We start from the raw sequence: 12,849 nt of genomic DNA, 5'->3' as shown, positions 1-12,849 counted from the left end.
TATAATTGTATACGCGAGATACGGTTGTAGAAAGGGGTTTTATAGTATGCTCGAACTGAAAAACATAAAAAAGTCATTTGACGGAAAAATTATTTTAGATAATATCAGCCTTACGATTGGAGATGGAGAGATCATTTCTATTTTAGGGCCGTCAGGAAGCGGGAAGACAACACTTTTAAATTTGATACTCGGAATTACAGACATTGACAGCGGCAAGCTGATCTATAATGGAAAAGATTTGACAAGAGTGCCGATGGAGAAAAGAGGCTTCAATATTGTCTTCCAGGATTACGCATTGTTCCCCAATCTGAATGCCTATCAGAATATTACGTATGGACTGAAAAACAAACCAGGAATTTCTACCCAGGAGGAAGTAGAGGACTTAATTAGGCTTCTGAATCTGGAGGAACACCTGGAGAAAAATATTGAACAGCTGTCAGGAGGACAAAAACAGCGTGTCGCGCTTGCAAGAACAATGGTGATGAAACCGGAAATTCTTTTGATGGACGAGCCGCTGAGCGCCCTGGATGGTGTGATCAAGGAGTCCATCAAAGAGAGAATTAAGACGATCGCAAGAGAATTTCATCTGACGACTATCATTGTCACGCATGATCCGGAGGAGGCATTGACACTTTCGGACAGAGTTTTGATTATCAACAAAGGGAAAATATCCCAGTTTGGGAAACCGGAGGAAATCATAAATAAACCGGAAAACTCATTTATCAAAGAATTTATACTGAACCAGTTAGAAATCAAAAAGAGCAATATATTTACATTATTTCAGAGGAATGGAACGATAAAAAAAGAAGTATCGAGCGAGGCGGCGCTATGAAAAAGGAACCTTTGAAATATAGGATCGAAAAATTAATTAAGGCACATATAGAGTTAAAGCTTATATTTCTGGCAGTCATTCTTTTATTTGTTTTCTTTCTGGCCGCGCCCATTTTGATGCTGCTTCTGAAATCCTTTCAGAGCTCCGGAGGAGACTTCTGGGTACATTATACGGAGGTGTTCGGACAGAAAGGATTCTGGACAGCTGTGGAGCATAGTTTTTGCTCCGCGGGGATAAGTGCGTTGGTGACAATTGTACTTGCATTTTTACTTGCTTACAGTATCCATTACACGAATATCCCGGAGATTCTGAAAAAAGTAATACGCACAGGTGCGGTTCTGCCCATGCTGCTTCCGACAATTACATATGGATTTGCACTCATTTATTCCTTCGGAAAGCAAGGACTGATAACAAGGATATTCGGAAGACAGTTTTTTGATATATACGGTTTTTGGGGCCTGCTGATAGGATATGTGATTTATACGCTTCCTGTTGCATTTTTACTGATCCACAACACAATGGGATATATAGATAAGAAATTTATGACTGTCTCAAAACTGATGGGAGACAAGGGAAGCAAAACATTTTTTATCGCAATATTGCGCCCCCTGCTGGGAACACTGGCGGCCTCTTATATACAAAGCTTTTTCCTTGCCTTTACGGACTTTGGTATCCCTGCGTCTGTAGGCGGACAGTATGAAGTCCTGGCCTCGGTATTATATGACGAGATGCTTGGCAGTATTCCAGATTTCAACAAAGGCGCGGTTGTTGCAATGGTGATGCTCGTTCCTTCGGTTATCAGTATTGCACTGCTGCATTATCTGGAAAAATATAATGTAAGATACAATAAGATTTCTGTCGTAGAAAATCCAGGAAATAGGATCCGTGACGGAATCTGCGGTGTGGTAAGTACGGCGGTACTGGCGGTGACAGCGGTTATTTTTGCGGTCATATTTATCGTTCCTTTTGTGCAGGAGTGGCCATATCAAATAAGCTTTACGACGGAACATGTAAAAGCTGTATTTGACGACAGCATACTGGCAGGTGTATTTAAAAATTCTTTGCTTGTCGCAGTTCTGACGGCGTGTGCGGGTTCTCTTATCGCCTATGGCGCGGCGTTAGTAACGGCAAGAAGCAAATTGTCAAAGAGCTGTAAGCATACGGTGGAGAGTATTGCGCTGGCGACAAACACCATACCGGGAATGGTAATTGGTATCGCCTTTCTGTTGACATTTTCAGGGACGTCTTTACAGAATACGTTTCTGTTGATTATCCTGTGTAATGTGGTACATTATTTCTCTACTCCATATCTGATGATGAAAAATTCTCTGGAGAAAATGAATGACTCCTGGGAAACAACAGCGATGCTGATGGGAGACAACTGGTTTAAGACGATTTTTCGGGTGGTTACGCCCAATGCATTGCCTACAATTTTAGAAGTATTCAGTTACTATTTTGTGAATGCAATGGTAACTGTCAGTGCGGTCATCTTTATAGCGGGCGCCAGAACTATGGTTGTCACGACAAAAATAAAAGAATTACAGCATTTTGCAGAGTTTAACGAAATATTTGTACTGTCATTGTGTATTTTATGTACCAATTTGGCGGCAAAGGGAATTTTCCGTCTGGCAGCAAGGTGGAGAAAGAAAAAGAAAGAAAAAACCGGAGAAAAAGAAGTTTCCGGCAAAAGAGTCTGGCGGGCTGCATTAGGAGTCATGGCTCTTGTGGTACTGATAGCCGGAGGAATGTCATTCGTAGGAGCAAGAAAGGATACGGCGCAGGAACAAGTGATTATTTATTCAAATGCAGATGACGAGGCAATAACGGCAATGAAGCATGCATTGGATGAAAATGGTTATGAAGGCAGGTATCTGCTGCAGACATTCGGAACCTCAGAGCTGGGCGGGAAGCTGATGGCAGAAGGTACGGATATTGAGGCAGATCTGGTAACGATGAGCTCCTTTTATATAGACAGTGCGCAGCAGACGAATGAAATGTTCCTGGATCTGACATTTGACGCACCTACGCTGGAAGAGACGCCGGCATATTATAAGCCTATTACATCACAGGAAGGCGCTATTTTTGTAAATACGCAGGAGATGGAGCAGTTAAACCTCCCCATGCCGGAATCCATAAAAGATCTGGCGGATCCAGTCTATAAGGGGGAAATCTCTGTGACAGATATTAAGAGCTCCTCTACAGCATGGCTTCTGATACAGGCGCTGCTAAGTGAGTATGAGGAAGAAGAAGCACATGCTATATTGGCGGGCATTTATGAAAACGCAGGGCCGCATATAGAGGATTCCGGCTCAGGCCCGATAAAAAAAGTGCGCTCCGGAGAAGTGGCGATTGGATTTGGACTGCGGCATCAGGCGGTGGCGGATAAAAATGACGGTATGCCTATCGACTATATCGATCCGCTGGAGGGAAACTTCTCTTTGACAGAATCATTGGCAGTGATAGACAAAGGAGAGGAGACAAATCCTCTGGCAATGGAGATGGCAGAGTGTATTATCAAAAATGCCAGGGCAGAGCTTGAGAAGACGTATCCGAATGCATTATATGAGGGAGAGGAAACAGACGCACAGAACCAGTCTTCTTATCCGAAAAAATTTCCGGAACCGCTGACAGCCGAGCTGCTGGAAAAGCATCAGGAGTTTTCAGAGGACTGTAAATCTTGAGTCCCTGCAGGCAGGGAGTAAAGAAGTAAAGTCCCCCGCAACAGGGGATAGTAATAGTAGAAAAGAGGAAAAGAAAAATGATACAATACAAATTATTAACACCAGGACCACTGACAACAACGGATACAGTAAAGAAAGAGATGATGGCAGATCATTGTACTTGGGATGATGATTATAAACAGATTACACAGAAAATTAGAAAAGAACTTTTAAAGCTGGCGCATGTATCAGAGGAGGAATATACGGCAGTCCTTATGCAGGGAAGCGGAAGCTTTGGCGTGGAGTCTGTCCTTACAAGTGTTATCGGTGAGGATGAAAAATTGCTGATCGTGGCAAACGGTGCATACGGAGAACGAATGGCGGATATTGCAGAGCATGCGAAAATGAAGTATTCAATATATAAAGAAGAATATGATAAGATTCCGTCAGCCGAGAAAGTAGAAGAAATGCTGAAAGCAGATCCTGCGATCACACATGTAGCTATGGTGCACAGCGAGACAACATCGGGAATCCTAAATGACATTGCGGCTGTTGCAAAGGTGGTAAAGGCGGCAGGAAAGACAATGATCGTAGATGCGATGTCCAGCTTCGGAGGAATGGAAATACCAGTAGGGGAACTGGGAATTGACTTTATTGTCAGCAGCGCTAACAAATGTATACAGGGAGTACCAGGCTTCTCCTTTATCATCTGCAATAGAGAAAAACTGATGGAGAGTAAAGGAAAAGCAAGGAGCCTCGCACTGGATCTGTACGATCAATGGAAAACCATGGAAAAAGACGGTAAGTGGAGATTTACTTCCCCGACGCATACGGTACTGGCATTTGCAAAAGCATTAGAGGAGTTGGAGATGGAAGGTGGAATTCCGGCACGTGCAAAGCGCTACGCAGACAATAATCATCTGTTGATCCAAAAGATGGAGGAAATGGGAATTCATACATATATAGGAGCAGAACACCAGGGGCCGATCATTACAACCTTCTATTATCCGAAACATCATAAATTTTCATTCCAGGAGATGTATGCGTATATCAAGGAGAGAGGATATGCAATTTATCCGGGCAAAGTAACAGATGCAGATACGTTTCGTATAGGGAATATCGGAGAGATTTACGAGGAAGATATTCTGAAGCTGTGCGGGATATTTAAAGAATTTTTTGCAAGTATCGAGGCTTAAGGACAGAATGATTTTAAAACAGTAAAGAAGCAGAGAGGTAAGGAAAATGGGAAAAATAGAAGCAGTTATTTTTGACTGGGCAGGAACAACAGTAGATTATGGGTGCTTTGCGCCGGTACAGGTATTTACAGAAGTATTTCAGGATATGGGAATCAACCCGACACAGGAAGAAGTAAGGGAACCCATGGGAATGCTGAAGTGGGATCATATACGTACGATGCTTGAGATGGACAGAATAAAAAAAGCCTGGATAGAAAAGTACGGACGCGAACCGGAAGATGAAGATGCGGATAAAATGTATGCAAATTACGAACCGGCTCTGCTAAAGATTCTGTCACAGTACGCCAACCCCAAACCATATGTGGTAGAAACCGTAAAAAAATTAAAAGAAAAAGGTATTAAGATTGGCTCCACAACGGGCTATACAGATGTAATGATGAAAATTGTAGTTCCGGAAGCAGCAAAGCAGGGGTATTCCCCAGACTGTTGGTACAGTCCGGATTCCTGCCAGAAGATGGGACGTCCTTATCCGTACATGATTTTTAAAAATATGGAGACATTGAAGGTGGATTCCGTAGATAAGGTTTTAAAAGCAGGAGATACGGTATCTGACATTCTGGAAGGAAAAAATGCAGGAGTATTTACAGTGGGGATTCTGGAAGGAAGTTCTGTAATCGGACTGTCAGAGGCAGAATTTGAAGCACTTTCCGAGGAAGAAAAAGAAATACGGTTAAAAACGGCAGAAAAAAAATATAGAGAAGCAGGAGCCGACGCTGTTGTAAGAGATATAAGAGGGATACTGGCATATATATAAATTTAAGTGACAAAAGTGTAAGCGCAAGAGGGAGTGTGTTGCAAAAGTGAGGAATTTCGGCGAAGCCCTGACGAACGTTGCAATACACTCCCTCTTGCGCGAACCATTTCGTCAATTAACTTTATGTTTTCCAGGCAATCGTCCATAAAGTTTTGTGATATTTTTTATTTTTTTGACGAGTTCTTTTGTTATCTGGCCTTTGCCAAGCCGCCATGTCCAGTTTCCGCCTAAAGTAGAAGGTGTGTTAATACGGGCATGTGTGTCGAGGCAAAGATAATCCTGAATGGGGATAACGCACAGATCGGCGACACTACCCATTGCCATTGCAATGAAGTCCCAAGACAGACTGTCCTCATCAAGAAGGGGTTTGTGCAGGTACTCTTTTGCAAAATCCCGACATTCTTTTGGGATGTGGTGATACCATCCGCGGGTTGTGTCGTTGTCGTGTGTGCCTGTATATACGACACAGTTAGCAGAATACGTGTGGGGCAGGTAATTGGAGGATTCTCGGTTGTCAAACGCAAACTGAATCACTTTCATACCCGGGAAGCCGCTGTCCTTTAACAGCTTTAAAACACTGTCGGTAAGAAATCCTAAATCTTCTGCAATGATATGCAGGTTTCCTAAATTTCTTTCTATAGTATGGAAAAAATCTATTCCAGGGCCCGGCATCCATTTGCCGTGCTCTGCTGTCTTATCGCCAAAAGGAATCGCATAGTATTCATCAAATCCGCGAAAATGATCGATACGTACAATATCATATAATTTAAAACTATAAGAAATACGGCGAAGCCACCATTCGTAATCCGTTTTTTTATGATAATCCCAGTCATAAAGTGGATTGCCCCAGAGCTGTCCGGTGGCGGAGAACGCATCTGGAGGACAGCCGGCAACATGAGTAGGATTGTGGTTTTCATCGAATTGGAATAAGTTTGGGGACGCCCAGGTATCTGCGCTGTCAAAAGCCACATAGATAGGGAGATCTCCAATGATCTGAATCCCATTTTTATTGGCGTAGGATTTCAGACGGCTCCACTGTTTATCAAATTCAAACTGCTGGAAACGGTAAAAATTTATTTCGTCATGCAGGGATTCTTCTGCAAGGGCAAGTGCGTCTGTATCGCGGTCACGTAATCCTTTTTCCCAGGAACACCAAGGTTTTCCGTCGTGTGCGTCTTTGATTGCCATATAAAGTGCGTAATCAGAAAGCCACCAGTCGTTTTGAGAGATGAACTTCTTATAATCTCCATTGGGATGAAAACGTTTATAGGCTTTACGCAGCAGTTTAAAGCGGGAACGGTATAATTTTTCATAGTCAATAGAGGCGGGGGCATTTCCGAAATCAAATGCCGCACATTCTTTTTTAGTAAGAAGCTCCTCTTTTATGAGCGTTTTTAAGTCTATAAAGTAAGGATTTCCCGCAAAAGTAGAGAACGACTGATAGGGCGAGTCTCCATAGCCGGTCGGCCCAAGAGGCAGAATCTGCCAGCGGCTTTGTCCAGCCTCTTTTAACTGGTCAATAAATGTATATGCTTCCTTAGAAAAGCAGCCGATTCCGTATTTGGACGGCAGTGAAAAAACAGGCAGTAAAATGCCGCTTGCTCTCATAACTTCTCCTCCCTTCTATATCTTTAGCGTGTGTGCTATAGTTTCCAAATGTCACGATTGTATTCTTTTATTGTACGGTCAGACGAAAAGAAGCCTGCGTTGGCGATATTTACAAGCATTTTTTCGGCCCAGACTAGTCTGTTTTCATAAGCTTTGAACGCTTCTTCTTTTTTTGCCTTATAAGCCTGAAAATCGAGCAGCGTCATAAACCAGTCTTTGCCGATTAGTTCTTTTTTCAGGCGGGCTAAGTTTTCTTCCTTTCCAATAGAAAGTAGTTCTTTGCTGGTTATGAAATCGACAGCAGATTTGATTTCCTTATCGTTTTCATAGTAGTCTTTCGAAACATAGTCTGCCTTAGCATAGTGACGGATAACTGCGTCGCTGGAAGCGCCAAATATGAAAATATTGTCATCTCCTACCCGTTCATGGATTTCTACATTCGCGCCGTCTTCTGTACCGAGAGTGACAGCCCCGTTCAACATGAATTTCATATTTCCGGTACCGCTTGCCTCTTTGGAAGCAAGGGAAATCTGTTCGGAAATATCGCAGGCAGGAATCAGCTTTTCTGCATTTGTCACATTGTAGTTTTCTACCATAACAACTTTCAGGTATGGGCTGACTTCCGGATCATGATTGATAAGCTCCTGCAAACATAGGACTAGATGGATAATATCTTTGGCAATGACATATGCAGGAGCAGCTTTGGCACCGAAAATAGCGGTAATAGGAGTGGAGGGCTTCTTTCCGGATTTTATCTGAAGATATGTATCTATAATATAAAGTGCGTGCATTTGCTGGCGTTTATATTCATGTAAGCGTTTTATCTGCATATCAAAAATAGAATCTGGGTTGAGGGTGACACCCTGTGTGCGCTCCAGATAATCACACAGCGCTCTTTTATTTTTCTGTTTCATTTCTAACAGACTGTGCAATACACTTTTGTCTGATCTGAAATGCAGAAGGTTTTCTAATCTGTCAGCATCCTGACGATAGCCCTGCCCTATGGTACGATCCAGTATCTGTGTAAGCAAAGGATTGGAGTGGATAAGCCATCTGCGGAAGGTAATCCCATTTGTTTTATTATTGAATTTCTCTGGATATATCTGGTAAAAGCTGTGCAGTTCATTTTTCTTTAATATCTCTGTATGAAGGGCTGCGACACCGTTGACACTGAATCCATAATGAATATCTATATGCGCCATATGGACGGTGTCTGTTTTGTCAATAATTGCCACACTTTCATCGGTAAATTTTCTTCTGACTTTGTCATCTAAGATTTCGATAATCGGAACTAGTTGGGGAACTACCTTTTTTAGGTAGGAAAGAGGCCATTTTTCCAATGCTTCTGCGAGAATCGTGTGGTTCGTGTAAGCACATGTATGGGACACGACAGAGATTGCAGTGTCCATATCAATGCCTCTTTTTGTCAGGAGACGGATCAGTTCAGGAATGATCATAGTAGGGTGTGTATCGTTAATCTGTATGACTGCATAGTCTGCAAGATCGTACAGAGTACAACCTTTGGATATACACTCGTCTAAAATGAACTGTGCGGCACAGCTCACCATAAAATATTGCTGGTAAATCCGAAGAAGCCGTCCTTTTTCGTCACTGTCGTCCGGGTAGAGGAAAAGTGTAAGGTTTCGTTCCACATCCTCTTTGTCAAAGTCAATTCCGTCTTTTACAATCGTTTCATCTACGGTATCTACATCAAAAAGATGCAGTTTATTTGTACGATTTTCATATCCGGTGACAGCAATATCATACATTCTGGAATGTAAAGTAAAATTGCCGAACTCTACCGGGTAGCTGGCAGCGGTTTTGTGCAGCCAGCTTTCTTTTTCGATCCAGGGGTTGGGAAGCTCTTTTTGCAGTGTGTTCTCAAAGGTTTGCCTGAAAAGTCCCAGGTGATAATTTAATCCGATTCCATCTCCGTTAAGCCCAAGTGTAGCGGCGGAGTCCAGAAAACATGCGGCGAGACGTCCAAGACCGCCGTTCCCGAGGGACGGTTCCGGCTCCATTTCTTCGATTTTGCTTAAGCTTTTTCCTTCCTGTGCGAGAACTTCTTTTGTTTCTTCATAAATTCCAAGATTGATTAGATTATTAGAGAGCAGCTTACCGATAAGAAACTCGGCGGAAATATAATACAACTTTTTCTTGCTGTCTTGCTGCTCCTTCTGCGCGGACAATTCTTTTACGACTGTAAGAAGTGCGCGGTATGTCTCTTCATCAGAGGCTTGTGAAATAGATTTTCCAAGATGTTTCGTCAGCAGTTCTTTTATATTCATCATAAAACTCCTTTCATAAATGACGTACTTGTAGTTTTATATGATTTATGCAAAAGGTTTTGCAATATGCTTTTTTATTTTAACATAATAGCAGCGTCAGTGTACAGAGGGCAACATGCCTTAAACTGTTACATTCCGGTTTTGAAGAGAGAGAAGAAAAGCTGCGGCATGGTTGATACGGGGGTGATTTTATTGTATAATAAACTGATTTGTAATGCTTAGATTACAAATAGCTTTAGTGTCATTGACTTAATAAGGAACAGTGTGCAATTCACTGACAGCTTACACCTGAGGTAAGGCGGACGAGATTCTATGGATGCCATTGCAGAGAAGATTCTGTGAGAAGGCGGAATTGAGGAGGATGCCAAGTCCTAAGACTTGCTAAAGTTATCTTGCAAATTCCCGGTAAGGGGAAGGAGGAAGGGGTAGAGGAAAATGAAAACTTAATAACAGACCTGTAATGAAGAGAAGCAGTATTGTGTTATAAAATTTGCGAAAGACGAAATAGAGAGGAAAGAAGTATGAAAAGAAAAGTAATCAGCGCGATGTTAGCGTTCAGTCTGCTTTCTGCCCTTATTACAGGCTGTGGCGGAAACGGTCAGACAGAAGAAAAAAAAGAGACAAATACAGAAACCAAACAGGAGGACAGTGCGTATGAACCAGTGACGATTACACTGAATCTGGAACGCTCTGGTCTGGGAGAGAATGTGGAATATACGTTTACTGAAATGCCGGATCATGTTATAGCATCCGGAGATCAGATGGCAGATTTTTTCTTTGATCTGGGACTAGAGGAGCAGATGGCAGGGTATACAAAAGGTTCCTGCTGGAGCCTGGATGCGGAGTATCCGGCAAGAGAAGAGGTTCCCCAGCTTGTAGAAGCGGGAAAAGGAATTACTACACTGTCCAAGGAAGAAATGATTGCAACAGGGTGTGATTTCCTCATGGGATGGGATTCTGTTTTCTCAGATAAGAATTTCAGTCCAGATTTCTGTGAGGAAAACGGAATTTCCATGTATTTCCCATACGTATGCTCTGACAGTGCGAGTTTCGAGGATTTATATAAGGACTATGAGACACTTGGAAAGATTTTCAAAGTAGAGGATGTGGCGGAAGAAAAAATACAGGCAATGAAGGATACAATCCAGAAGGTACAAGATACACTTGGAAGCGAAGCGTATGAGAATCCGATTACAGTATTTGCATATGATTCAGGAGAAGACGCGCCGTTTACAGCATGTCAGGGAATGCCGGGAGACATTCTGAAGCTTGCCGGCGGAATTTCTATCTTTGACGATATTGAGGCAGGATGGGCGACACCTTCCTGGGAAGAGGTTGTAGAACGAGATCCGGATGTGATCCTGATTTTGGATTATGAAGGTGGAGACGAGGTAGAAGAGAAAGCAGAATTCCTTCGCACAAATGACGCAACGAAAAATTTAAGTGCAGTGAAGGAAGGCAGAATTATTTCCGCCTGCTGTTCGGATATGCAGGGCTCTGCCGGTTCTGCGCGACTGGTAGAAGAGATTGCAAAGCAACTGTACCCGGATGTATTTGAGTAATAGAAAAGAACAGGTTTCTTTGCGAGGAGAAAACAAATGAAGAATCATAAAATCATCCGAGGCAGGGGGCAGTATCTGGCGCTTATGGCGTCAGTCTGCGCCCTTTTACTGCTTGCAGCGGGCTTTTCTGTATCAATAGGCGCCGTAGAGACGAAGCCTATTGATATTTTAAAAATTATCATAAACAAAATATCCGGAGGAGAATGGTTTGTCCGTACCTGGGAAGAAAACATGGAAACGATTATTTGGAATATCCGCTTTCCCAGAGTAATTATGTCCTGCATTGTAGGAGCAGGGCTTTCTGTCTGTGGAGTTCTTATGCAGGCATTGACGAAAAATGCCCTTGCAGATCCGTATGTACTTGGAATTTCCTCCGGCGCATCGGCTGGGGCAGTTGCGGCCATTGTCCTTGGCTGGTTCGGATTTATGGGAGGATATTCTACGATTACCGGAGCAGTACTGGGAGCAGCGGTCTCTATCATTTTGTCTTTAAATATCGCGTCTTATCGGAGGAGAATTACATCCAGCCGGCTGGTACTGGCAGGGATCGCCACTGCCGCTTTGTTTACGGCTGTCACAAATCTGATTATTTATGGCGGCAACAGCGGTTCGGATAAGACAAAGACGGCGCAATACTGGATGGTAGGCTCTCTAAGCGGGGCAGACTGGGACAAAGTAAAATATGTGTCGATTGTGTTTGCGCTGATTATTCTATTGATTATGCTGTTTGTAAATGAACTGGATGTACTGCTTTTGGGAGATGATGTGGCGGAAAGTCTGGGAGTAAATACAGGCAGAATCAAGCTGGTTATCATATTGGCAGCGACAGCTTTGACGGGAGTTGTGGTTTCTGTAAGCGGAGTGATTGGCTTTATAGGGCTGGTCGTACCTCATATTGTGAGAACATTCGTAGGCTCTAAGCACAAGAGACTACTTCCGGCAGTGATTTTAACAGGTGGATTGTTTACGATGCTGGCAGATGTTGTTTCCAGAATTATCATTGCTCCAGAAGAGCTTCCAATCGGAATTATATCCGCATTTATAGGCGCGCCATTCTTCTTGTATTTAATCAAGAAAAACAGGGCAAAATAGGAGGGACGCAGATGCAGTTAAGTGTAAAAGACTTAGATTATATAATCGAAGGTACCAAAGTACTGGATGCCGTTTCACTATGTGTGGAAGAAGGCGGTTTTGTTGGATTGATAGGGCCGAATGGATGCGGAAAATCTACACTGCTGAAAAATATATATAAAACCTATAAGCCTGAAAGGAACGCCGTATTTATCAGTGGAAAGGATGTCATGGAGATGCCGCCCAAAGAAATGGCAGGAGAGGTGTCGGTTGTGGCACAAGAAAACAATGTAGAATTCGACGTGGAAGTACTGGATATGGTGATGTACGGAAGGTACGCACATCGGCGGTTCCTGGAGGGAGAAAAGAAGGAAGACATAGAACTTTGCAGGCAGTTTCTGCGGGAAGTAGGCATGGAAGGGTATGAGCACAGAATGTATTTAAGCCTCTCAGGAGGAGAAAAACAAAGAGTTTTGCTGGCAAGAGCGCTTACACAGCAGAGCAGGCTGATTGTTCTGGACGAGCCGACGAATCATTTAGATGTGCGCTACCAGTATTTGATTATGCAGACTTTGAAAAAGCAGAAAATTACAGTGTTTTCCTCCATTCACGATTTGAATATCGCATCCATGTACTGCGATAAAATTATTCTGATGGACAGAGGAAGAATTGTGGCTGTAGGGCGTCCGGAGGAAATTATTACGGAGAAATACATGCAGGAGGTATTTGGCGTCCGGTCACAGATCAAAGTGAATGAAATTACCGGAAAGATTCAAATTTATTATCTGCCGGACAACTGCAAAGATTGTTAGAAGGGC

Annotated in this window: 9 protein-coding genes and 1 riboswitch; of the genes, 7 read left to right on the top strand and 2 right to left on the bottom strand. The window is 42.9% G+C overall.

The window, feature by feature from the left end; genetic code table 11:
* Positions 1-46 precede the first annotated feature (46 nt).
* From ACZ5C4_RS16295 to phnX, 4 genes are all read left to right on the top strand, one after another.
* The gene (locus ACZ5C4_RS16295; protein WP_464521903.1) at positions 47-832 is read left to right on the top strand and encodes an ABC transporter ATP-binding protein; all 786 of its coding nucleotides are present in this window, start codon (positions 47-49) and stop codon (positions 830-832) included.
* Positions 829-3,513 carry an extracellular solute-binding protein gene (locus tag ACZ5C4_RS16290; RefSeq protein ID WP_464521902.1) on the top strand — a complete coding sequence of 895 codons (2,685 nt, stop codon included), beginning with the start codon at positions 829-831 and terminating at the stop codon, positions 3,511-3,513. The genes ACZ5C4_RS16295 and ACZ5C4_RS16290 overlap by 4 nt, the downstream gene beginning before the upstream one ends.
* Positions 3,514-3,590: 77 nt before the next feature.
* Positions 3,591-4,688 (top strand): 2-aminoethylphosphonate--pyruvate transaminase, encoded by a 1,098-nt coding sequence (locus ACZ5C4_RS16285; protein WP_464521901.1) that lies wholly within the window; start codon positions 3,591-3,593, stop codon positions 4,686-4,688.
* Between the two features lie 46 nt (positions 4,689-4,734).
* Positions 4,735-5,502 carry a phosphonoacetaldehyde hydrolase gene (gene phnX / locus ACZ5C4_RS16280; protein WP_464521900.1) on the top strand — a complete coding sequence of 256 codons (768 nt, stop codon included), beginning with the start codon at positions 4,735-4,737 and terminating at the stop codon, positions 5,500-5,502.
* Positions 5,503-5,613: 111 nt separating this feature from the next.
* Here the strand turns inward: phnX and malQ are convergent, their stop codons facing one another.
* Entirely contained in the window at positions 5,614-7,110 is a 1,497-nt protein-coding gene (gene malQ, locus ACZ5C4_RS16275; RefSeq protein ID WP_464521899.1) for a 4-alpha-glucanotransferase, read from the bottom strand.
* Between the two features lie 35 nt (positions 7,111-7,145).
* Entirely contained in the window at positions 7,146-9,398 is a 2,253-nt protein-coding gene (locus tag ACZ5C4_RS16270; RefSeq protein ID WP_464522365.1) for a glycogen/starch/alpha-glucan phosphorylase, read from the bottom strand.
* Between the two features lie 219 nt (positions 9,399-9,617).
* Positions 9,618-9,798, top strand: a riboswitch (cobalamin riboswitch).
* 121 nt (positions 9,799-9,919) lie between these two features.
* Here ACZ5C4_RS16270 and ACZ5C4_RS16265 point away from each other — a divergent pair.
* Genes ACZ5C4_RS16265 through ACZ5C4_RS16255 form a run of 3 tightly spaced genes read left to right on the top strand, consistent with a single transcriptional unit; the run spans position 9,920 to position 12,843 of the window.
* Entirely contained in the window at positions 9,920-10,960 is a 1,041-nt protein-coding gene (locus ACZ5C4_RS16265; protein WP_464521898.1) for an ABC transporter substrate-binding protein, read from the top strand.
* A gap of 36 nt (positions 10,961-10,996) precedes the next feature.
* Complete coding sequence (locus ACZ5C4_RS16260) at positions 10,997-12,052, top strand: FecCD family ABC transporter permease (protein ID WP_464521897.1); 1,056 nt, start codon at positions 10,997-10,999, stop codon at positions 12,050-12,052.
* Between the two features lie 11 nt (positions 12,053-12,063).
* A complete protein-coding gene (locus tag ACZ5C4_RS16255) occupies positions 12,064-12,843 on the top strand; it encodes an ABC transporter ATP-binding protein (protein ID WP_464521896.1) in 780 nt (259 codons plus the stop codon).
* The last annotated feature ends 6 nt before the right edge of the window (positions 12,844-12,849 follow it).

The sequence above is a fragment of the Mediterraneibacter flintii genome (genome assembly GCF_055387595.1).
Note: the sequence above shows the minus strand (reverse complement) of the source record. Positions and strands in the feature narration are given on the sequence as shown.

Coding starts and splice junctions, on each gene's coding strand:
- phnX (WP_464521900.1), top strand. CDS start 4,735: ATGGGAAAAATAGAAGCAGTTATTTTTGACTGGGCAGGAACAACAGTA.
- ACZ5C4_RS16295 (WP_464521903.1), top strand. CDS start 47: ATGCTCGAACTGAAAAACATAAAAAAGTCATTTGACGGAAAAATTATT.
- ACZ5C4_RS16290 (WP_464521902.1), top strand. CDS start 829: ATGAAAAAGGAACCTTTGAAATATAGGATCGAAAAATTAATTAAGGCA.
- ACZ5C4_RS16270 (WP_464522365.1), bottom strand. CDS start 9,398: ATGAATATAAAAGAACTGCTGACGAAACATCTTGGAAAATCTATTTCA.
- ACZ5C4_RS16255 (WP_464521896.1), top strand. CDS start 12,064: ATGCAGTTAAGTGTAAAAGACTTAGATTATATAATCGAAGGTACCAAA.
- malQ (WP_464521899.1), bottom strand. CDS start 7,110: ATGAGAGCAAGCGGCATTTTACTGCCTGTTTTTTCACTGCCGTCCAAA.
- ACZ5C4_RS16265 (WP_464521898.1), top strand. CDS start 9,920: ATGAAAAGAAAAGTAATCAGCGCGATGTTAGCGTTCAGTCTGCTTTCT.
- ACZ5C4_RS16285 (WP_464521901.1), top strand. CDS start 3,591: ATGATACAATACAAATTATTAACACCAGGACCACTGACAACAACGGAT.
- ACZ5C4_RS16260 (WP_464521897.1), top strand. CDS start 10,997: ATGAAGAATCATAAAATCATCCGAGGCAGGGGGCAGTATCTGGCGCTT.